Origin of the sequence: Mesorhizobium sp. C416B (genome assembly GCF_030323165.1) — a bacterium.
GTDB lineage: Bacteria > Pseudomonadota > Alphaproteobacteria > Rhizobiales > Rhizobiaceae > Mesorhizobium.
This window is the reverse complement of sequence record NZ_CP100471.1, coordinates 1,041,811-1,060,678: the sequence shown is the minus strand read 5'-3', so window position 1 is coordinate 1,060,678 and position 18,868 is coordinate 1,041,811. Positions and strand designations below refer to the sequence as shown.

23 protein-coding genes and 2 pseudogenes are annotated in these 18,868 nt (G+C 61.7%); 11 read left to right on the top strand and 14 right to left on the bottom strand.

The window, feature by feature from the left end; all coding sequences use genetic code 11:
- Positions 1-113 precede the first annotated feature (113 nt).
- From NLY43_RS05385 to msrA, 6 genes are all read left to right on the top strand, one after another.
- On the top strand, positions 114-758 hold the full coding sequence (locus NLY43_RS05385; RefSeq protein ID WP_023689877.1) for a glycoside hydrolase family 108 protein: 645 nt from the start codon (positions 114-116) through the stop codon (positions 756-758).
- Positions 759-782: 24 nt separating this feature from the next.
- Entirely contained in the window at positions 783-986 is a 204-nt protein-coding gene (locus NLY43_RS05380) for a Pam3-gp28 family putative phage holin (protein WP_023689878.1), read from the top strand.
- 96 nt (positions 987-1,082) lie between these two features.
- Positions 1,083-1,301 carry a hypothetical protein gene (locus NLY43_RS05375; RefSeq protein ID WP_023697741.1) on the top strand — a complete coding sequence of 73 codons (219 nt, stop codon included), beginning with the start codon at positions 1,083-1,085 and terminating at the stop codon, positions 1,299-1,301.
- A 4-nt stretch (positions 1,302-1,305) separates the two neighbouring features.
- Positions 1,306-1,497 carry a hypothetical protein gene (locus NLY43_RS05370; protein ID WP_023671459.1) on the top strand — a complete coding sequence of 64 codons (192 nt, stop codon included), beginning with the start codon at positions 1,306-1,308 and terminating at the stop codon, positions 1,495-1,497.
- A 3-nt stretch (positions 1,498-1,500) separates the two neighbouring features.
- On the top strand, positions 1,501-1,824 hold the full coding sequence (locus tag NLY43_RS05365) for a hypothetical protein (protein ID WP_023689880.1): 324 nt from the start codon (positions 1,501-1,503) through the stop codon (positions 1,822-1,824).
- A gap of 68 nt (positions 1,825-1,892) precedes the next feature.
- Positions 1,893-2,411: a peptide-methionine (S)-S-oxide reductase MsrA gene (gene msrA / locus NLY43_RS05360; RefSeq protein ID WP_023689881.1), complete on the top strand. Its 519-nt coding sequence runs from the start codon at positions 1,893-1,895 to the stop codon at positions 2,409-2,411.
- Between the two features lie 19 nt (positions 2,412-2,430).
- On the opposite strand, the gene NLY43_RS05355 is transcribed toward msrA, so the two are convergent.
- On the bottom strand, positions 2,431-3,276 hold the full coding sequence (locus NLY43_RS05355) for a glycosyltransferase family 25 protein (RefSeq protein ID WP_023712573.1): 846 nt from the start codon (positions 3,274-3,276) through the stop codon (positions 2,431-2,433).
- A gap of 483 nt (positions 3,277-3,759) precedes the next feature.
- Between NLY43_RS05355 and NLY43_RS05350 the strand changes: the two genes are divergently transcribed.
- Together NLY43_RS05350 and waaF are read left to right on the top strand one after the other, a co-directional pair.
- Positions 3,760-4,701 carry a glycosyltransferase gene (locus tag NLY43_RS05350; RefSeq protein ID WP_031199643.1) on the top strand — a complete coding sequence of 314 codons (942 nt, stop codon included), beginning with the start codon at positions 3,760-3,762 and terminating at the stop codon, positions 4,699-4,701.
- A complete protein-coding gene (gene waaF, locus NLY43_RS05345) occupies positions 4,698-5,720 on the top strand; it encodes a lipopolysaccharide heptosyltransferase II (protein WP_023712575.1) in 1,023 nt (340 codons plus the stop codon). The genes NLY43_RS05350 and waaF overlap by 4 nt, the downstream gene beginning before the upstream one ends.
- A gap of 82 nt (positions 5,721-5,802) precedes the next feature.
- Here the strand turns inward: waaF and NLY43_RS05340 are convergent, their stop codons facing one another.
- The 7 genes and pseudogenes from NLY43_RS05340 to NLY43_RS05315 all read right to left on the bottom strand — a co-directional run bounded on the left by NLY43_RS05340 (position 5,803) and on the right by NLY43_RS05315 (position 10,121).
- Complete coding sequence (locus NLY43_RS05340; RefSeq protein WP_023689885.1) at positions 5,803-5,997, bottom strand: hypothetical protein; 195 nt, start codon at positions 5,995-5,997, stop codon at positions 5,803-5,805.
- Between the two features lie 570 nt (positions 5,998-6,567).
- Positions 6,568-6,897 carry a GFA family protein gene (locus NLY43_RS05335; protein ID WP_023713538.1) on the bottom strand — a complete coding sequence of 110 codons (330 nt, stop codon included), beginning with the start codon at positions 6,895-6,897 and terminating at the stop codon, positions 6,568-6,570.
- 98 nt (positions 6,898-6,995) lie between these two features.
- Positions 6,996-8,189, bottom strand: a pseudogene (locus NLY43_RS05330) (IS256 family transposase); the annotation flags it as partial.
- A gap of 92 nt (positions 8,190-8,281) precedes the next feature.
- Positions 8,282-8,386 (bottom strand): GFA family protein, encoded by a 105-nt coding sequence (locus NLY43_RS32695; protein WP_502882153.1) that lies wholly within the window; start codon positions 8,384-8,386, stop codon positions 8,282-8,284.
- A 161-nt stretch (positions 8,387-8,547) separates the two neighbouring features.
- Positions 8,548-8,841, bottom strand: a complete 294-nt coding sequence (locus NLY43_RS05325; protein ID WP_023713698.1) for a hypothetical protein — start codon at positions 8,839-8,841, stop codon at positions 8,548-8,550.
- Positions 8,842-8,854: 13 nt separating this feature from the next.
- Complete coding sequence (locus tag NLY43_RS05320) at positions 8,855-9,022, bottom strand: Thivi_2564 family membrane protein (RefSeq protein ID WP_023671469.1); 168 nt, start codon at positions 9,020-9,022, stop codon at positions 8,855-8,857.
- 772 nt (positions 9,023-9,794) lie between these two features.
- Positions 9,795-10,121, bottom strand: coding sequence for a hypothetical protein (locus NLY43_RS05315; protein ID WP_023712723.1), 327 nt, complete (start codon positions 10,119-10,121; stop codon positions 9,795-9,797).
- A gap of 274 nt (positions 10,122-10,395) precedes the next feature.
- On the opposite strand from NLY43_RS05315, the gene NLY43_RS05310 reads away from it, so the two are divergent.
- Together NLY43_RS05310 and NLY43_RS05305 are read left to right on the top strand one after the other, a co-directional pair.
- Entirely contained in the window at positions 10,396-10,632 is a 237-nt protein-coding gene (locus tag NLY43_RS05310) for a hypothetical protein (RefSeq protein ID WP_023684337.1), read from the top strand.
- A gap of 765 nt (positions 10,633-11,397) precedes the next feature.
- Positions 11,398-12,624, top strand: a complete 1,227-nt coding sequence (locus tag NLY43_RS05305; RefSeq protein WP_031199686.1) for an anion transporter — start codon at positions 11,398-11,400, stop codon at positions 12,622-12,624.
- A 97-nt stretch (positions 12,625-12,721) separates the two neighbouring features.
- On the opposite strand, the gene NLY43_RS05300 is transcribed toward NLY43_RS05305, so the two are convergent.
- A complete protein-coding gene (locus tag NLY43_RS05300) occupies positions 12,722-13,312 on the bottom strand; it encodes a TetR/AcrR family transcriptional regulator (RefSeq protein WP_023705688.1) in 591 nt (196 codons plus the stop codon).
- A gap of 81 nt (positions 13,313-13,393) precedes the next feature.
- Here NLY43_RS05300 and NLY43_RS05295 point away from each other — a divergent pair, with 81 nt between their 5' ends.
- The gene (locus NLY43_RS05295; protein WP_023712725.1) at positions 13,394-14,278 is read left to right on the top strand and encodes a crotonase/enoyl-CoA hydratase family protein; all 885 of its coding nucleotides are present in this window, start codon (positions 13,394-13,396) and stop codon (positions 14,276-14,278) included.
- Here the strand turns inward: NLY43_RS05295 and NLY43_RS05290 are convergent.
- The 5 genes and pseudogenes from NLY43_RS05290 to NLY43_RS05270 form a co-directional block, all read right to left on the bottom strand.
- Positions 14,254-14,565 carry a cupredoxin domain-containing protein gene (locus NLY43_RS05290; protein WP_023712726.1) on the bottom strand — a complete coding sequence of 104 codons (312 nt, stop codon included), beginning with the start codon at positions 14,563-14,565 and terminating at the stop codon, positions 14,254-14,256. The two genes, NLY43_RS05295 and NLY43_RS05290, sit on opposite strands and share 25 nt — an antisense overlap.
- Before the next feature lie 10 nt (positions 14,566-14,575).
- Entirely contained in the window at positions 14,576-15,100 is a 525-nt protein-coding gene (locus NLY43_RS05285; RefSeq protein WP_023712727.1) for a DUF4142 domain-containing protein, read from the bottom strand.
- Between the two features lie 115 nt (positions 15,101-15,215).
- Positions 15,216-15,884 carry an RNA polymerase sigma factor gene (locus tag NLY43_RS05280; protein WP_023705692.1) on the bottom strand — a complete coding sequence of 223 codons (669 nt, stop codon included), beginning with the start codon at positions 15,882-15,884 and terminating at the stop codon, positions 15,216-15,218.
- 103 nt (positions 15,885-15,987) lie between these two features.
- A pseudogene (locus NLY43_RS05275) lies at positions 15,988-17,075 on the bottom strand (HPP family protein).
- Between the two features lie 224 nt (positions 17,076-17,299).
- A complete protein-coding gene (locus NLY43_RS05270) occupies positions 17,300-18,469 on the bottom strand; it encodes a cystathionine beta-lyase (protein WP_023700668.1) in 1,170 nt (389 codons plus the stop codon).
- Positions 18,470-18,868 lie beyond the last annotated feature (399 nt).

Genomic DNA, 18,868 nt, shown 5'->3' with positions numbered 1-18,868 from the left:
CCAACCGACATGCCGTCGGCACAGTCAGGATCAACAGGACACTCGTCTCCTGTGCGTGATCTGTGACTGGCTAAAGTCTCCGAGCTAAATTCCACAATCTCCTGAGGTTACCCATGGACCGCAACTTCGCGCGGGCGCTTGCGCTCGTCCTCAAATCGGAAGGCGGCTGGTCCGACAATCCGGCCGATCGCGGCGGCGCAACCATGAAGGGCGTGACGCTGGCCAATTTCCGCCGCTACGTGAAGGCGGATGCGACGAAGGACGACCTTCGCCATATCACGGATGCTCAGGTGGCGACGGTCTATCGCCGCTTCTATTGGGATGCCGCTGCGGGCGCCGAGCTTCCCGGCGGTGTCGACTATGCCGTCTTCGACTTCGCCGTGAACAGTGGGCCGGGCAGGGCGGCTAAATATCTGCAGGCGGCAGTTGGCACCGCACAGGACGGCAGGATCGGCCCGCCCACGCTCAAAGCTGTCGGCGCCAGGCCACCGGGCGCAGTCATCGACGATCTTTGCGATGCCCGCCTGGCATTCCTGCGGCGGCTGCCCACCTGGCCGGTTTTCGGCAAGGGTTGGAGCGATCGCATCCGGTCGGTCCGTTCCCAGGCGCTGTTGATGTTGGCCCCACCTTCGCCGGGCCCCCGGCCCAGCCACCAGCGCTCTCGCCGAAGCCCGGCAGTGCGATGCCGGTGTCTACCGGCGGGCCGATCAGCCCCGTCGAACGCCTGCGATTCTGGCGTGCGCTGCTTCAAATCCTGAAATCAATTTCGCAAGGAGTTCGACATGATCGCCGTCTTCATCCGCATCGGCTTGCGTTACGGCGCCGGTGTTCTGGTCGCGCGTGGCCTGCTCGGCGCCGACGACGCGGCGGCATTTTCTTCCGACCCCGACATTCAAGCTGGTCTGGAGATCGCCGCCGGTCTCGCCATCGCCTCGGTCACCGAGACCTGGCACTGGCTGGCCCGCAAATCCGGCTGGGAGCACTGACATGGAAGGGTTTCAACAACTGCTCATCGCCTATCTCGAAGCCGCGAAACCCTATGCTATCGGCTTTGCCGCCGGGCTTGTCGCCGGGTGGCTGCTGTGAGCGCGCTCCTCGCCGTCCTGCTTGGCAACAAAGCGCTGCTGGGCTTCCTGGCATCGGTCATCGCCGCCCTTTGCTGGGGCGCTCACCAGCGGCTGGCCGGCGCCAGGGCCGAGCGCGGCAAACTGGCGGCCGCTGAGGCCGCGGCGCGTGCGGTCGCTGAGCAGGTGCAGAACGACGTCGGCGCATTGCCGGCGGACGCTGTTCAAAGGAGCTGAAATCATGGGCAAGGGACTGATGCTTGCGCTGCTTGTGGCGCTTGCCGGGTGCACGACTGCTTCGGGCGGCTTCTGCGCGATTTCGAGCCCGCTGCGCCTGTCGGCCGAAGCCGTCGACGTCCTGTCGGACGCCGAGGCGAGAGCGCTCTTGGCGCACAACCGCAAGGGACAAAAGCTCTGCGGATGGAGGCCTTAGCCGATGCACGACCTCTTCGACATGCTCGGCATCAAGGGACCGGTCGTCGCCGCCGGGCTAGCCGGCGGCGTGCTGCGAGCACTGTCGCGCCATCGCTACAAGCTGCGCGAGATGATTGCCTCGCCGATCTGCGGGGCGCTGGCGGCTGCGTATCTGACGCTGCCTGCCGTCGCCTGGTTCAGGGCAACCGGCATGCCTATCCCCGATCCGGCCGACGACACCACGACGCTCGCCGCCGCCTTTTTGATCGGCGTCTCGGCCATGTGGATTTCCGACATCGTCTTCGAGGTCATCGTGCGGCGGTTCGGCTCGGCCGGCAACGAGTGATGCACTTGAGATGCTGGAAGAAGCCAGCGACAATGCCTACCTAAGGAGCAATCCAATGGAGGTATGATATGGCGACGTCCACCGAACGTGCAGTCCTTGCCGGCGGCTGTTTCTGGGGCATGCAGGATTTGATCCGGCGCTATTCCGGCGTGATCTCTACCCGCGTCGGCTATAGCGGTGGCGATGTGCCCAACGCCACGTATCGCAACCACGGCAGCCATGCCGAAGCCATCGAGATCGTTTTCGATCCGGCCAGGATCAGCTTTCGCACATTGCTCGAATCCTTTTTCCAGATCCACGATCCGACCACCAGGAACCGCCAGGGCAACGATGTCGGAATGAGCTATCGCTCGGCGATCTTCTACACCAGCGACGAGCAGAAGCGCGTCGCCGAAGACACCATCGCCGATGTCGATGCCTCTGGACTGTGGCCGGGCAAGGTCGTCACCGAGCTTGCGCCGGTGGGCGATTTCTGGGAGGCGGAGCCAGAGCATCAGGACTATCTCGAGAAATACCCCAACGGCTATACCTGCCACTTTGTCAGGCCGGGCTGGAAGCTTCCGGTCCGCGAAAAGGCTGTTTCGTAACGCAGCCGCTATCGTCTGCTTATCTGGCGGTCGAACTATTCTTCCGCGCGATCGGTATGCCGGCCGCCTTGTTGAGGTGGCCGTGCTCGGGCTGCCCATAGATGAACGCGCCGTGGACGGGTTTGCCGTCGACCTCAGAGCCTGAGAACGCGACGGCCTCGATCTTCTTTGTTCCGGTCAGGCTCTGGTTTCGAAGATAGGCGAAGGTTCGCACCGCTTCTCCGACAATTCGATCGAGAAACGGTTTTGGCCGCCTCCCGGGCCGTCGCACGAGGCTTGGAAAGCGCTCTCGTCCCGAAACAAAATGGTGCTGTGCGCAAAGCGCCGGCATGATCTGATAGATTCGGTTGAGCGAGCAGGTCATGAATCCTGGGTGAAAAAGAACGAAGTCGACCTCTCCTCTCAGATGCATGGTCCTGCGCAGCAATCTTTGCGCTGCCGATCTGGACATGACATAGCCTGCGGCGCCCGCGTGCAGGCCATAAAGTCTGGCAAGCGAAAACCCATCATCGAGAGCGACTTCCTTGCGTCCGACCCTCACTTTGGCAAAATGCGTTTCCAGCTTGATCACATCGGCATCGCGCGGCACCCATCGATCGGACGCAAGCAGCGAGCCGGCGCCCGCGCCGAAAACGACGTCGTCCTCGAAAACCGCGCCATATTGATCCGCGCCGTTCGCAACGATCTCCCAACACGAGCGGTGGCTCAGGAAACAGCAAACCTCAGCAGCGCTTAGCGGGCTTTTGGCGACAGAGCAGCAATCGGGGCAATCGATGGCGGAGACACGCTCAAATGGTACTCCGATCCGGCCGAACTCGGACGCGACATGCGCCAGCCGATCGCGAGAACGATCAAGATTGATCACCAGACACCTCATCAGCGCCCCCTTGTCCGGTGATCAGTGAATATCACGTTCCCGTTATTGCACAAAATTTGCTTACGTGCGGGGCAGTGGGTAGCGGCGTACGGTGCCGCCGGTTGATTTTGGAGGTTGGGTGGACATTGACGGCGTCCCCCGCGTGGCGCGAGCCTTTACCCTGCGCGCCTAGACGAGTCGCCCTAGAAGCCGAAGAATTGCCGACCGATCATGTATCCGAGCGCGACGACCACAAGGGGAAACAGGGCGGGCGTCAGCCCACCAAGAGCGGAGGTCTTTGGCTGTTGCCTGGAGATGGTCCTGGGTGGATTGCCGAGATTCTTGGTCATCCGGTATAGTAGCAAGCGCTGATTAACGATTCCGTAACCCGATCGAGGCCGCCGCGGCTTTTTGCGTTTCTGGCGCGACCTTGACAATGCCCAGCCCGTGACGCAACTGGGCCGTCTTTGAGAGCATTGTGAGGCAAGGTCAATGCGGGTGACGCTCGTTTTGAAGGGCGTAATACCCTGCCGAGGTTACGGTGGGATTCAGCGTCAGGTCGAATGGCTGGCCACGGAGATGGCTCGTCTCGGACACGAAGTCGTGGTGATCGCTGGCCCTGGCTCCAGCCACCCGCTCTTCGAAGTCCGGCACGCTTCGACCGATGCCGAATGCCGGGCAGCCATTCCGCGCGACACGCAAATCGTCCACACCCATAGTTGGCCCGTCGAGGTGCCATTTCCAACGCTGAATACGCAGCGCGGCTTTATGCCGGACCAGCCCATGCCAGTTGCGAACTGGAGCTTTATCAGCGCCAATCATGCCCGCCAGCATGGGCGCGAGACATTCGTCTACAATGGCTTTCCGGTGGACGCCTATCGTTTGTCGGCTGCAAAGGGCGACCGCCTGCTATTTCTCGCCGGCATTGCACGATCAAGCAAAGGCCTCAACCGCGCCGTCGATCTCGCCAAAAAATTCGATTTCGGTCTCGATATCGCCGGTGGCTCGCGTTGGAAACTGCTGGGCCGAAGTCAGACCCGCCGCGAAGGGTTGTTTTTCAAGAGCCTTGGCAGGCGATACCGTTTCCACGGAATCGTTGACGGCGAGCCGAAGCTTCGCCTTCTCGGCGAAGCGCGAGCCTTCCTCAACCCCATCGCCTGGGAGGAGCCGTTCGGCAACGCACCGGTCGAAGCCATGTTGTGCGGCACTCCGGTGCTGACGACGACGCGAGGCGCATTGCCCGAGACGGTCGATGCCGACAGCGGGCGCTTCTTTGAGACCGATGAAGAATTTGCGGCCGCTTTCGAGGCCGTCGCCGACCTTACGCCTCAGCAATGCCGCGAATCGGCCGCGACGAGATTTCCCATCCAAAAAGCGGCGCGCGGCTATCTGGATCTCTATGCCCGCATCCTTGACGGCGAAGCGCTTCCTTGACGACCGGCGATCCAATCCTCTTCGTCGGCTTCCCCGCGGTCGGCGACTTCGTCCGTTGCCATTCCGCCATCCAGATCATTGCCGCGCGATTTCCTGATCGCCCCATAGATGTCGTCACCTCGCCCGTTGCAGCGCCGCTGGCGCGCCTGATGCCGCATGTCAGGAAGGGCTGGGCGCTTGCCAAGCGTCATCAGCGCCCCGGTTTTGGCGAGCGCAGCCGCCTGGTTGGCGAGTTGCGCAAGGAAAATTACCGTACGGCCTATCTGATGACCAGCAGCACCAAGGCGGCGCTGATGGCGTTCATGGCCGGAATAGAGGAGCGCATCGGCTATCCGCAGGAGTTGCAATTCGGCCTCCTCAATCGCTTCCCCGCCGGCTGGTTGGCCCATCTATGGGCCTTCGGACCCCGCAAGACGCGGCTGTTCGAGGAGGTCTGCTCGATTGCCTCGCTTGGCGAAAAGCCGGCTGCGGGCGCAGAGTGGCCGGCGCCCCGGCTTGTGGTCGATCGGGCCGAACTGGACGAATGGCGCCAGCACAAGAAGATCGATGCCGACCGACCGGCACTGGCGCTCTATACTGCCGACATTGAGAATTTCCGCTCATGGCCCGTCGAGCGCTTCATTTCGATCGCCAGAGACCATCATGATCGCGGCTGGGCAATCTGGATTGTAGGCGGACCGCGCGAGCACGCCGGTGCCGCAAAAATCCGCGCCGCCATTCCTGAGGCAATCGACTTCACCTCGACCCCGTCGATTGCTGACGCGATGTGCCAAATCGCTGCGTCGACCATGTTCCTCGGGGTTGATGGCGGGATTTCCCACGCCGCCGCTGCCCTGAACGTCCCATGCGCGCTCATCTACGGGCTGAATCGCCCCTATGTGCATGGGCCTGTAAACAACCATGTTCGCTTTATCGAACCGCCGCTTTCGACGCCCAACTGGGTCAAGGACACGCGCGGCGTCAGCGAAACTCGGGTGAGGGAGGTTCTGGCTGACCTCTCAGCCGGTATTGCCAACTGACCGGTGGCCTCGCCGGCCCCAAGCGTCTGATCAAACGCTCCGTGGGGGCAACCATAGCCCCGTTTCGGGTTACCCCTTGACACTACCCCTTGGCCCTGCGGTTTTCGGGCTCGTGATTGCCGACCCAATGTGCACGGATGCGGTCGCTGGCTTCAAGGTAGGCCATGTCGATGAGGTAGGTCAGAAGCTTCTGGCCGTCGGCTTCGGCTTTCTGCCGAAGCTCCCGCAGCATCCCTTGCGCGAACTGCAGGTTCTCCATTTTGCTCGGCTGGTCCATTGGTGCCCCCCAATGTCTGCGCATGAACTTTGCGCTGACTATGCTTGCATGAAGATTGCCGTGAAGTGGATATTGCACGTGCGGACCGCGATCCTGCGAAGGCGCTGGCTGCATGAAAGCCGCCCCTTCCGGCTTCAAGATTCGCTACACTATGTGACGGAAAGAAAATAAACAAAGCGTTCTTTTGTACAAGACAGGAAGATTCCTTCAGTTCACACCACGAGATACTTGGACAGCATAGTTGACGTAACGATATTGCGTGGCCTTAAGCTCTCGTTTCCAAACAAAACGTAGCATCGTTGCAACCACAAGACGAATTCCAGCTGACCGGGCCGCTCCGTAGTCAATCGCCGGTTACAAACGGCACCGGGTCTCAGCCCAGGGCTTTGGCCAACCCATCGTTCCACGGCAGCGCAGGCCGGATGATCTACCGCCCGCCTTGGCTTGACGCCAAGGCGGGCTTTTTGCGTTTGGCTTCTACCGGGTGAAATGTTGTCGGACCCGGCCCTGTCGGCATCGGGCGGTTTCGAGAATGAATTTCCTGCCTGCCGGCTGTCTGCGCCGCTCGCGCTAGGCCGACTTGCGTTGCGGCAAGCTAGACGGCGTCTCGACACCGTCAGAAATCAGTTCGGCTGTCCGGTTTGTCGGCTCGTCATCGACCCGGTCGTGCTCGAATTGCCGGGCGGCAGGCAAGGGTTGCAACCAGTGCTCACGGCGATTGACCCAGAGTTCATAGCTGGGCTCCAGCCCTTCGGTGGGCACCTCATCGAGGCTGCCAATCGTCACTTCCACCTCATTCTCACGAACCAAAGGGACCCGGCCGCCGCAGGTGGGACAAAAACTTCTGTCGCCGTAGCTGTTGACGATACCCGTCGTTTCGAACGCCTCGAGCGGCCACACTGCAAACGCCGAAAAAGCCGACCCGCTAGCCTTGCGGCAGTCCTTGCAAGGTTGTGTGCGTCAAGTTCTGCAAAATGGGGCAGCCATGATGCTGGCCATGCGGCTTGGCGCAGAGCGAGCTTCTTGTGCTCGCGCAGGTCGTCCATGTTGATGTATCGGTTGGCCTCCATCCAGTTTTCATTGGTCTCGACGGCCAAGGCCCTGACCAGGCGCAGGCAGCTTTCGGTGTTGGGGAAGATGCGCACGACATAGGTGCGCCGGCGGATTTCCTCGTTGAGCCGCTCCAGCATGTTGGTGGATTTGAGATGCTTGTGGTGCTGTCTGGGCAGCCTGAAGAAGGTCAGGGTTTGTTCGATGGCATCCTCGGCCCAGCCTGTCAGGCGCGGATAGCGTGCCGACCATTTGGCAAGCCATGCGGCAAGATCAGCCCTGGCCTCTGCGAGATCGCGCCGGTCGTAGAGCCAGCGCAATTCCTGCAGGCAGTCGTCGCCGTGCTTCCTCGGCAGATGATCGAGCGCGTTCCTGAGGAAGTGCACGTAGCAGCGTTGCCAGGCGGCTTCGGGGATCACCTCGCCGATCGCTGCCACCAGGCCGGCGTGATCGTCGGACACAACCAACTCGACGCCCTTGAGGCCGCGCGCCTTGAGGCCGACGAGGAAGTCCCTCCAGGCCGAGCGGCTCTCGCGATTGGCCATCTCCACGGCCAGGATCTGGCGCCTTCCGTCCCAGTCGATACCGACCGCTATCAGCACCGCCTGGCTCATGACAACACCGGCTTCACGCACCTTCTCGTAGCGCGCATCGAGGATGAGGTAAGGAAACGGCTCTTGAAGGGGGCGCCTGGCAAAGGCAGCGAGGCTCTCGTCCAGCCGCTTGTTGATGGCCGAGATCGACGAGGCCGAGAAGGCATGGCCGCACAGTTCTTCCGTGATCGCCTTCACCTTGCGGGTCGACACGCCCTGCACATACATCTCCGCCAGTGTCGCCACCAAGGCCCGCTCGGAACGCTGGTAGCGCTCGAACAGCTCGGTGGAGAAGCGCCCGGCCCGGTCCTGCGGAACCCGCAGCTCGAGCTTGCCGACCCGCGTCACAAGGGTGCGGCCGTAATAGCCCGAGCGATAGCCAAGCCGTTCGGGCGTGCGCTCGCTCTTCGAGGCACCCAGCGCCTCGTCCATCTCGGCCTCAAGCACCTCCTGCATCACCGCACGGATCACTTCGTGCAATCCATCCGGGTTCGAAAGCAGAATGTCTTTGACGGCAGCGCTGGCGGTCTTAACTTCAGTCTTGGTCATGGTGGCGTTCCTTCGCGGGAATCAGGTGACGTGAACAATCACCAGCCTGCCATGACCGCCCCTCTCAGCGAATTTGCAGAACTCTCAGCACACTACCCCTTGCAATGGCAAAGGCCAATCCGAAAGGGATCTCCCGTCACCGAAAACTGGATGCCGCCGCACAGGCAGCTGCCGCTCCGCCTTGTATCATTGGGCATGACCGCTCCTCCATCTGGTTGGGCATCACACCGCTACATCTTGCAGCGCCATGCGCACAATCAATTCACGCGCGGCGCAAGGGTTCCATGTCGCCTCGCGCAATGCATCGTCTGAACCCGGGAGCGCCATGGCAACGACCGCCGCAAGGCTGCTGGATATGTCAGTTCGGGAAATCGAACACCGGTTCCCGGCACCAATAGACACGGCACTGGCCATCACGTGTCGGAACGGAGGCAGCGACCGGCACCTCCGGCCAGTCGCACTCGTTGCCGTATTGGCGGACATAGCGATCGTAAGTATTCCGGCCGGTCGTCAACACCGCCGAGTGATGGCTCTGGATCAGGTGCTGCGTCTCCTCGCAGCTCATCGAACGCGTGTCGGGTCGGGCGTAGGCCGTGCTTGTTGCTGCAAACAACGCCGTTCCAATGATCCATGCGGTTGTTTGGGATGTCATGGCGATCCTTATCCTAAAATACGGCCAGGTATTTCAACAGCGAAATGATGCCGATAATGATGACAACGATCTGCGCGATCTGCCTCGTGCGGCCATCGAGCGGCAGACGCTGGATGAGATAGAGCACCAGGATGATCACCAGGAAAGTGATTAGAATGCCGATAAGTACCGATGAAGCCATGTCCCTCACTCCGTCTGGCTACGTCTGAGAAGAGTACGCAGCGGCAAACGCTCTGGCCCTTGATTGGTTCCTGTCGATGCGAAGCCATCGGCGCAGCGTAAAGGCCGCGAAACAACGTTCCGCGGCCTTTGAAGCTGGATGCCGATCAGGGCTGTTTGCCGCAATGTTGTCGTTTGCCATCGGCGACACAGTCCCAGGCAACTTGTTGCTGGCGTCAGGCGGGGCTAACGGGAGAACCGCCTCGGGTTGACGACCTTCCGACAAAGACGGCCTGAGTTGCGCTTCGTTGTCGACATTTGCGCGAGCCCTGAGATCCGGCGCCGCCCGGCGGGTGATCGCCTTTTCTGAGGAGAACAATTGCCGTCCCAAGGGGACGACGGGAACCGAAACCTCGCACGTGCATCTCAGCTACCGCGGAACGGGCAAATCGAGCAGGTGGGGAATTTGGGGTAGGGAAATACGTCATCCAACATGCGGGGATTGGAATCCCAGGTGTCGGGCCCGCCAGTTTGTTGGGAGCGTTGCCCGTTGCAGCCTACACCATCGACACACGGGGCCGCATCACGTTCTACAACGAGGCCGCCGAACCTGAGTGGGACGACGCGCCGCGGTTTTGGCTCCGTCGTCCTCCAGCGGGTTGCGCCACAAGCGCTTAGCGGCACCGGACAACTGGAATTTGGGGAACAAGGCGTCGTCTGGGCGCGCTCAAAGCGCCGCTGAGTTCGGTCCAAATCTCTCTCGCGGATTTTGTCGATTGAAGAGAGGGTCGCGCCTAGGACAATCCCAGCAGGGGAGCGGTTTGGCCGCCTGTGGTGTCGGAATTGCCGATGCCAGGCAGTTCGTGCTTATCGTCGGCAAGCGAAGTCAATCTCCCCGCCTCGACGGAGGTCAGTCCGTCCAACTCCATCACCGCGCCGTAGAGTTGGGCCGTCTGCATCACAAGCCGCTCGACGTCTTCAAGGGCGACGTTCTCGTCCAGGTTACGCAATCGTATGTCCTCGGCAACCACCGCAATATTGACCATTCCGCGCGAGCGCAGCGCGCCCAGGACCCGTGAATTGAGATCCTCCCGTAGCCGAGCCGAATATCCGTAGCGCATGGAAACCTTCCTTTCAGGAGCCGGTTGTCCCGTCGTGATCAAGATGCGCTAACGACCTTCAGATGGCAAGAAGAATATAAAATATTCTCAACTAAATCAAATAGTTAGAAGACTGCACTGGTTGTGCTATCGGCGTATATCCCTCATCGTTGGTCTTGTATGTGAGTCACCCATCAGCCTCTCTTGACGCGCTGCACGGGGACCCCTAGCTATACTGCAATTGAGGCACATACTAACTCACCATATTTTTTGGTCTTGACGGTTGGAGGCGCGAATGGCCGACCTGGAACGACCCGAGCGACTGCAGATCATGCTGACAGCCGAGGAATTGGCTGCCTTGGAAAACTGGCGCTTCGAAAAGCGCATGCCAAGCCGGTCCGCGGCAGTGCGGGAACTGCTGCGGCGCGGCCTGGATGCGGATGGATTCCTGACTGCGGGACAAGGAACTAAGTCTCAGGACTTTGGAATTCTGGGCAGCAGTGTGACTGGCGACGGCCAGTCGGGCGAGTAATTCGACGGCGGTTAGCCAACAATCGCTTTTTCTGGAAGTGCCGCTACCAATTTATTGCGGTGGCGGAAACGCAAAGCGGGTCGGCTCTCGGCAGGGTACTGGTCTCAGCAGGGTACTCTTGGCGTATGGTTGCAAAGCCCGCTCCGGTTCGCCGGAGCGGGCTTTTTGCGTTTTCCGAACAGGAAATGGTCGCGATCGCTTTCAGATACGCTCAAGGTTCTCTTCGCACTCCATGCACGTGACGCTGTGACCGGGGCACCTGAGCCGGTGTGTTCCTCCAGGGCAGCAATGGCCGTTCGAGCTCGCCCACCGGGCACAGACAAACACCTTGCGGGTTCCGTGGCATTGTGGACATTCCATCGGGCGGGCCAGCAGAGCCTCGTTTTCCGAGACACGGCATTCCCTCTCAAGAACCTGGACCATCTGAAACCCCAAGGCCGAAATATGGCTAAGCTATCCATACCCGGAAAGCCTAAATTAGAATTTAATTACATAAGCCGCGAGCCTCCCGAGGGGGAAGTTTCGCGGATGGCAATCTCAGGCCACCGGCAGTCCGCCGCGCGTGTCTCATTCCCAATTTCGGCCGTCTCAAGATCAAGCTCCGGTTGCTCCCGGCATCGGTCGACCCGATTTTGCCCACCGATTTTCGCATTCGGATCGTTATAGGCTTTCGCTTTGCTGGAGCGGCGTTAAAGCTGCCCGGCAAATGCCTGAGCGGGAACAGTCCGTTCCTGCGTCGGTTCGTTTGGACAAGGATGTCTGCCAATGACATTGATGGGCGCAGCGGCACTTTTGATCCTTGTCCTGACTTATGCCGGCGTCGCAATCGGGCGTATTCCAGGCCTCCGTCTCGACCGGGCAGGGATCGCCTTGCTGGGGGGTGCGGCGATGATCGCCATCGGCGCACTCAGTATGGAAGATGCCTATCGCGCCATCAATTTCGACACCATTACGCTGCTGCTCGGCATGATGATCGTGGTGGCGCATCTGAAGGTGTCCGGCGCCTTCCGGGCGCTTGGCGCCTATGCTATCGAGCATGCACACGCGCCTTTCGTGCTGCTGGTGATGGTGACGCTGTTGACCGGCGTGCTGTCGGCGTTCCTGGTCAACGACGCCATCTGCCTGGTCATGGCGCCGATCGTCGTCCACGTCACCCGTGTCATCAACCGCAATCCCATTCCCTATCTGATCGCCACCGCCACAGCGTCCAACTGCGGCAGCGTCGCCACCATCACCGGCAACCCGCAGAACATGGTCATCGGCGCGCTGTCGGGAATTTCCTACCCGGCCTTTTCGGCCGCCCTGGCGCCGGTTGCCCTCTTCGGCCTCGTCGCGGTCGTCGTCATCGTGCGCATCGTCTACCGCGCCGAATTCGCCCGCACCGCCGATCTCAACCCGGAAGTCTATCGCGGCCGCATGCTGCCGGGACAGGTGCTGAAGGCGGTGGTTGTCTGCATTGGCCTGGCCATCGCCTTCTTCGCCGGCGTTCCGGTTGCCAAGGCAGCGCTCATCGGCGGCGCCATCCTGCTGCTCACCCGCGCCATCAAGCCGGCACGCATTTACCGCGAGATCGACGGGCCGCTGCTGTTCATGTTCGCCGGCCTGTTCATCGTTGTCGCCGGCGCCGAAAAGACGCTGCTGACGCCCGACATCATCGCCTCGGCCAAGAACCTCGGGCTGGACGACGTCTGGCGCCTATCGGGCCTCACCGCGGTGCTCTCCAACATCATGAGCAATGTTCCGGCCGTGCTGGCGCTGCGGCCATTCATACCCGGCCTTGAAAATCCCGGGCGTGCCTGGCTGGTGGTGGCGATGAGCTCGACGCTGGCCGGCAACTTCACCTTGCTTGGCTCGGTCGCCAACCTGATCGTCGCCGAACAGGCGCGGGCGGCCGGCACGCAGCTGTCCTTCTCAGCCTTCTTCAAGGTCGGCCTGCCACTGACGCTGCTCACCCTTGCCGTCGGCACGGCATGGCTGGCGGCTGGATTCTAGAGCAACTCCACGAAAAATGTGAAGCGGTTCTCCGTCCGGAATTGCGTCAAAACAAAGAGATAGCGTGTTTCGCCGTCTCCACTAAACGGTGAACGCTCTAGCGGATAGTCGCCGATCCTGACCTTGCCCGAACCAGCGTTGCAGCGGCCTGTCCGGCGGCCTCGACATAGTCGGGGTTGCGGTGGATCAGCATGATCGAGAACGCGCCGTCCATCAAAAGCACGATTTCGCGCGCCAGGGTCTGCGGCTCGTCGACGCCGTGGCCTGTGAGTTCGCCGGCCAGCCAGGTCTCGAAATTCTGCTTATGCCGCGCCCCCGCTTTAACGGCCGGGTGTCCGGGCATGGAAGCGAGTTCGGCTGCCGTGCGCAGAAAGCCGCAGCCTCTCCATTTCGGGTGCTTCGCCACGCGCGCCAGATTGGTGAAAATCGCCTCGACCTTGCGCTCGACATCGCCTTCGGTCATCTCGAACCAGCCGGCCATCTGCTTGAGGTTCGGCTGGTCGCGACCGTCGAGATAGGCCGCGATCAAATCGTCCTTGCTCTTGAAATGATAGTAGAGCGTGCGCTTGGTCAGCCCGGCTTTTTCCGCCACTGCATCGACGCTGACGCGGCCGATCCCCTCGGCATAGAACAGCTTCGTTGCGGCATCGACAATGCGTTTGCGGGTAGGGCTTGGTGCTTCGCTCATACGCAAGTATACCGACTAGTGAATATACATACAACCGAAAGCCTGATCCTCTCCGTCGACAAACACAGGGAAGGAAAAGACATGACCGAGCTTGTGGTCACCGAGGCCCGCAACGGGATCGCCATCTTCACACTTAATCGGCCGGAAAAGCTCAACGCCTTGAACTATGCGCTGATTGATCGCCTGCTTGCGCTCCTCGATGCCGCCGAGACCGACGATGCCATCCGCGCCGTCATCCTCACTGGAGCAGGAGAGCGCGCCTTCTCCGCCGGCGGCGACATCCATGAATTCTCAGGCAGCGTGGCCATCGGCGTCGACGTTGCCCTGCGCGACTTCGTTATGCGCGGACAGCGGCTGACGGCAAGGCTGGAGGCATTCCGCAAGCCCGTCATCGCCGCCGTCAACGGCATCGCCTTCGGCGGCGGCTGCGAGATCACCGAAGCCGTGCCGCTCGCTATCGCCAGCGACCGCGCCTTGTTCGCCAAGCCTGAGATCAACCTTGCAATGCCGCCTACTTTCGGCGGCACGCAGCGGCTTCCGAGACTGGCAGGGCGCAAGCGGGCGCTCGAGCTGCTGTTGACCGGCGATTGGTTCCCGCCGCCGCGCGCCGTCGAACTCGGCCTCGTCAACCAGGTGGTGCCGCATGAGGAGCTGATGTCCACCGCAATTGATCTTGCCCGGCGCATGACCAGGCATTCTCCTGCAGCAATTGCCTCAATCCTCACAGCAGTGGCGCGGGGCCTGAACCAGAGCATCGCGGAAGGCTTGGCTGTCGAGGCCGAGCAGTTCGCCCGCATGGCTCCGACCGCTGATCTGCGCGAAGGGCTGGATGCCTGGATCGCACGGCGCCAGTCGGGCTGTGACGGCTCGTCGACACACATCACCCGGCCGGATGAAGCCAGGCGAGCCTCAACGCAGCAGGACGGGCTTGCGGACCGGGATCAAGGCGCCGTCACGGCCACATGACCTTTCATGTTGGGGTGGAAGCGGCAGAAATATTCGACCGCTTCCGCCTTCCGCAGGCTCAGGCTCGCTGTTGTCTTCGGCGGGATCATCACTTCCCAGCCACCCTTGACGGTAGCCGTATGTGCGAACACGTCCTTGTTCACCCACTTGATCGTGTCGCCGACCTTCGCGTCGACGGTGGCCGGCGAAAAGACAAGTTTGTCGATGGTGACCTGGATGGTTTCGGCCTGCACGGGTGAGGTCCCGAAGACCAGCGCCAGTGCAATCCACAGCTGCCGTTTCGACATGGCCTGGTCCTTACTTCAGCATACCTGCAACATGCTCGGCGTGCTGTTCATGGCCCTGGAAAATCTTCAGGCCGGTCTCCAGCAGGCTCTTCAACTCGGTATTACTGGCCGATGGGATCAAAAGGGTTTCAAGCGCGCCGTCGACCTGTTTGTGGTAGGCGATCTCGTTGTCGACATAGGCTTTGTCAAAGGCTGCGCCGTCGAGTTTGGCGAGCTTCGCCCGCTCCTCGGCCGCAGCCTTGGTCAGCGCCTGGCTGGTTGCGTTGTCTTCCGGCGTCACCTTCAGCTTCTTTACCAGTTCCTGTGCCTGCGCGTTGACCGCTTCGTGGTCGCGCACCATGTCGTTGGCGAAATCCACGACCTCCTTGGTCTTCGATTTTTTGATCGCCTGCTTGGCGGCTTCCACATCGATGACGCCTGCCGTGTAGGCGATGTGGGCGATCTGCGGGTCCGTCGGCTTGTCGGCGGCTTGTGCGAGCGGGGCAGCGCCAAGCAGCAGCAAGGCAGCGAGGGCGGCGGTGTGTCGGGTAAGCATGGCATCTCCTTCGCCCGGACGCGGGATCGCGCCGGGCCATGTTTTTCAGTTGACGGTCATTGGATGCGCAGCGGCGGCAAACGTTCCCGGGGAAATCGGCCAAATCAGCCGATGATCAGCTCTCCAGGCCGAGCCGCTGCATGACGGCGCTGGTCAGCCTGTCGCAGCGCCGGCCGGCAAACGGGAAGGCGTCGAGCAGCACCGGCCCGATCTGGTCGTCGAGTGCCTTGCGTACCAGGGCGCGGGCGCGGTGTAGCCTTGTCTTGACGGTTTCCGGCCGCACGCCAAGCAGCTCGGCGGTCTCCTCGATACTGAGCCCCTCGATAACCCGCGCCACGAACACCGTCCGATAAACATCGGGTAGGCTGTCGGTCGCCCGTTCCACCAACTCGAGGATCTGCCGCTGCGCCATCGTCCGCTCCGGATCGTCGCTGGGATTGAGGGGGAACTGGATGATTTCGGCTTGCGGGTTTTTCGCCACCGTCCGCCGCCTTTTGCGCAGACGACCGAGCGCCTCGTTGATGACGATGCGCGACAGCCAGGTGGCCAATGAGGACTCCCCGCGAAAGGCATCGAGATGGGCAAAGGCTCTGACATAGGCCTCCTGGACGATGTCCTCGGCTTCAGCATCGTTGCGCACCACCCCGCGAGCGATGCGATAGAGCCGCTGATTATGGGTCTTCATGATGATGCGGAAGGCGTTGCCTTCGCGTGCCAGCGCGCGGCGCACGAGAAGCATCTCGCTTGAGGCAGCAGTGGGCATTGGTAGAGACATAGCAGGCATGGCCAGTTCCTCGATCCAATCCCCGTTCGAAACCTCGATCAAGACATTGGATGACATCGCCGGCAAAAGGTTCCCGGCCATTTTCGCCCGGCTCCGACGGCGCCTAGAATACTGCTTCCGCCAGCGGCTTGTCAGCAGCCTGCGCTCGTGCCGTTGCCGCAAGCAGATCGGTCTGCGTGATCAGGCCAAGGATGCGGCTGTCCCCGTCCACGATGATGACTGCATGGGTGCGGCCGTCGGTGAGCACCGGTAGCAGGGCCATGGCGGGCGTACCGGCGGCGGCGGTCGACGCTGTCGACGTAACGCTTCCGACGGCTTCGTCGGCTCGCGCCAATTCCCTTAATCCAACGGTGCCGACCAGCCTGGCGTCCTTGTCGACAACCGGCAGCGTGCGGATATTGTGGTCGAGCAGCAGATGACGCGCCCGATCGGCGGACGCGTGTTCATCGACCGAAATCACGTCGCGGGACATGATGTCCTCGCACAACATGGTTCGGTGTGCGCGCATCGCGCTTGCAGTTCGACCTGTCGCAGCAGCTGTTCGAGATCGTTGCGGTCGATGTCGAAGGTCTCGTCGAGCGCAGCCAGCGCGGCATCGATGTCCTCGGCCCGGAAGCCGATGCGCTCCTGAGCCGGCGGATCGATGGTTCCGTGCGTGCTTTTCGGGGCAGGGGCCGGCACATGCGGGTAGCTGCGTCGCGACAGCCTGTGGAAAGCATAGCCGAGCGCGACCAGCATCATGGAGTTCAGCGCCACCGGCACGAACGGAAACAGGAAGCCCGCACCGATCACGGCCGGCCCGCCGAGCACGGCGGTCAGTGCGGCGGCTCCGCCCGGCGGATGCAGGCAGCGCGAGAACGACATGGCGGCGATCGCCATCGCCACGGCAATGCCCGTGGCGAGAACGGGCTGATGGACGAAATGGGCCACGATCACGCCGACCAGCGCCGATATTGTATTGCCGCCGATGATCGACCATGGCTGCGCCAGCGGGCTTGCAGGCACCGCAAACAGCAGCACCGCCGACGCCCCCATCGGCGCCACCAGCAGCGGCACATGCGGGCCATTGCCAAGCACCAGCGCGCCGATCGCGCCGGTCAGCGCAATGCCGATCATCGCCCCGATGCAGGCGATGAGGCGCTCGCGCAGCGTCGCGCCGGCGAGAATGGGGACAAAGAGACGAAAGGCCATGGCAAGCTCAGTCAGGCTGGAATTGTGCGCGCAGCGCCTGCAATGGCGTTGGACCGACGATTTTGAAAGTCAAACCGATCCGAAAAAGCGCGCATTGGGGAAATAACATTGCGCTTGGTCGACCCATGAGCGGCTTTGCGACGTCGATCGCCTGCGAAAGTCGCTCGCCAACCCTTTCAACGGGTTGGGCGACCAGCGGAATCAGCTTCGCAAGTTTGCTGGTGTCATGCCGCAGCGGCCGCTTCCAGCCCGCGCAGGATATCGGCCTTGAGGTCCTCGACATCCTCGAGCCCGATCTGCAGCCGGATCAGCGGGCCGTCATAGGGGCCCTTGGCGACGGTACGGTCGCCGAGGAAGACCGGCACGGCAAGGCTCTCATAGCCGCCCCAGGAATAGCCGAGACCGAAGATTTTCAACGCATCGAGGAAGGCATGCTGCTGTCTCTGGCCGCCGCCTTTGAGCACGATGGAAAAGATGCCGCTCGAGCCGGAAAAATCACGCTTCCACACCGCGTGGTCGGGGTGGCTGGGAAGCGCCGGGTGCAGCACGCGGGCCACGCCGGGCTGGCCTTCAAGCCAGGTGGCAATCGAAAGCGCGCTCTTTTGATGGTGATCCAGCCGAACGCCCATCGTGCGCAGGCCGCGCAGGACTTGGTAGACGTCGTCGGGGCCGGCGCAGCAGCCCATCGTGTAGAACGTCTCGCAAAGCTGCTTCCAGCAGTTGGCATTGGCAGACACTGTGCCCAGCAGCACGTCCGAATGCCCGGCCGGATATTTCGTCGCCGCATGGATCGAGATATCGACGCCGTGGTCGAGCGGACGGAAATAGAGCGGCGTTGCCCAGGTGTTGTCCATCATGACGATGGCGCCCGTTTCATGCGCCGCCTTGGCGATCGCCGGAACGTCCTGCACCTCGAAGGTGTTGGAGGCCGGTGATTCCGTAAACACGACTTTGGTGTTCGGCTTGATCAAGCTGGCGATGCCGGCGCCGGCATGCGGATCGTAATACTCGACCTCGACACCCAGCCGCTTCAGCATCGTGTCGGCGAAATTGCGGGTCGGATGGTAGACGGAATCGACAATCAGGATGTGATCGCCTGCCGAGAGAAACGCCAGCAACGGGACGGTCACCGCCGCCAGGCCCGACGGCACGATTATTGTGCCGGCGGAGCCTTCCAGCGCGTCGATCGCATGCGCCAACGCATCGGTGGTCGGCGTGCCGCGTGTGCCATAGGTGTATTTCTGGCTGCGCGCCGCCATCACCGACGCATTGGGATAGAGCACGGTCGAGGCATGCACGATCGGCGGATTGACGAAGCCGAAATAGTCGTGCGGATTGTTGCCCGAATGGGCAAGCCGCGTGTTGATACCCATTTCGTTGCCGTCAGTCGCCATTTCTCTTCGCCTTGTGGTGAAAGCGCTAGCCATAGAGCGGCGGCATTGGCCGTGCAACAGCGGGCGCCCGCCAGGCGGTGCCCTTTGCATAGGCCAATTCCCCCATGAATAGTCTGGAAAGCGTGGCGATCCAGAGCCGCGGATTTCATGAGTGGATGTGGATTAGCGTCGACGGACTTTGCCGGTTTTATTTGCGGGGCTTGCTGCTTTCCTGATGCTGTTGTCTGCAATTCAGGCATTTGCGGCAATTGGTTTTCAAAGCTGTCGTGAAACGGTCATTTCCCTTGACCTCACAGAGATAATCGCCTTCGATGCAGTTCGTGAATGGGAGGGGCCGGGCGTCGGTTACGACGCGAGGTTCCGGAATGAGCCGGATGGGAGCCGGGTTCACGCGGGAAA

Coding starts and splice junctions, on each gene's coding strand:
- NLY43_RS05325 (WP_023713698.1), bottom strand. CDS start 8,841: ATGACATCCCAAACAACCGCATGGATCATTGGAACGGCGTTGTTTGCA.
- NLY43_RS05365 (WP_023689880.1), top strand. CDS start 1,501: ATGCACGACCTCTTCGACATGCTCGGCATCAAGGGACCGGTCGTCGCC.
- NLY43_RS05315 (WP_023712723.1), bottom strand. CDS start 10,121: ATGCGCTACGGATATTCGGCTCGGCTACGGGAGGATCTCAATTCACGG.
- NLY43_RS05280 (WP_023705692.1), bottom strand. CDS start 15,884: ATGCCTGCTATGTCTCTACCAATGCCCACTGCTGCCTCAAGCGAGATG.
- msrA (WP_023689881.1), top strand. CDS start 1,893: ATGGCGACGTCCACCGAACGTGCAGTCCTTGCCGGCGGCTGTTTCTGG.
- NLY43_RS05300 (WP_023705688.1), bottom strand. CDS start 13,312: ATGAGCGAAGCACCAAGCCCTACCCGCAAACGCATTGTCGATGCCGCA.
- NLY43_RS05320 (WP_023671469.1), bottom strand. CDS start 9,022: ATGGCTTCATCGGTACTTATCGGCATTCTAATCACTTTCCTGGTGATC.
- NLY43_RS05310 (WP_023684337.1), top strand. CDS start 10,396: ATGGCCGACCTGGAACGACCCGAGCGACTGCAGATCATGCTGACAGCC.
- NLY43_RS05295 (WP_023712725.1), top strand. CDS start 13,394: ATGACCGAGCTTGTGGTCACCGAGGCCCGCAACGGGATCGCCATCTTC.
- NLY43_RS05270 (WP_023700668.1), bottom strand. CDS start 18,469: ATGGCGACTGACGGCAACGAAATGGGTATCAACACGCGGCTTGCCCAT.
- NLY43_RS05305 (WP_031199686.1), top strand. CDS start 11,398: ATGACATTGATGGGCGCAGCGGCACTTTTGATCCTTGTCCTGACTTAT.
- NLY43_RS05350 (WP_031199643.1), top strand. CDS start 3,760: ATGCGGGTGACGCTCGTTTTGAAGGGCGTAATACCCTGCCGAGGTTAC.
- NLY43_RS32695 (WP_502882153.1), bottom strand. CDS start 8,386: ATGCCCAATGATACAAGGCGGAGCGGCAGCTGCCTGTGCGGCGGCATC.
- NLY43_RS05285 (WP_023712727.1), bottom strand. CDS start 15,100: ATGCTTACCCGACACACCGCCGCCCTCGCTGCCTTGCTGCTGCTTGGC.
- NLY43_RS05370 (WP_023671459.1), top strand. CDS start 1,306: ATGGGCAAGGGACTGATGCTTGCGCTGCTTGTGGCGCTTGCCGGGTGC.
- NLY43_RS05385 (WP_023689877.1), top strand. CDS start 114: ATGGACCGCAACTTCGCGCGGGCGCTTGCGCTCGTCCTCAAATCGGAA.
- NLY43_RS05290 (WP_023712726.1), bottom strand. CDS start 14,565: ATGTCGAAACGGCAGCTGTGGATTGCACTGGCGCTGGTCTTCGGGACC.
- NLY43_RS05340 (WP_023689885.1), bottom strand. CDS start 5,997: ATGGACCAGCCGAGCAAAATGGAGAACCTGCAGTTCGCGCAAGGGATG.
- NLY43_RS05380 (WP_023689878.1), top strand. CDS start 783: ATGATCGCCGTCTTCATCCGCATCGGCTTGCGTTACGGCGCCGGTGTT.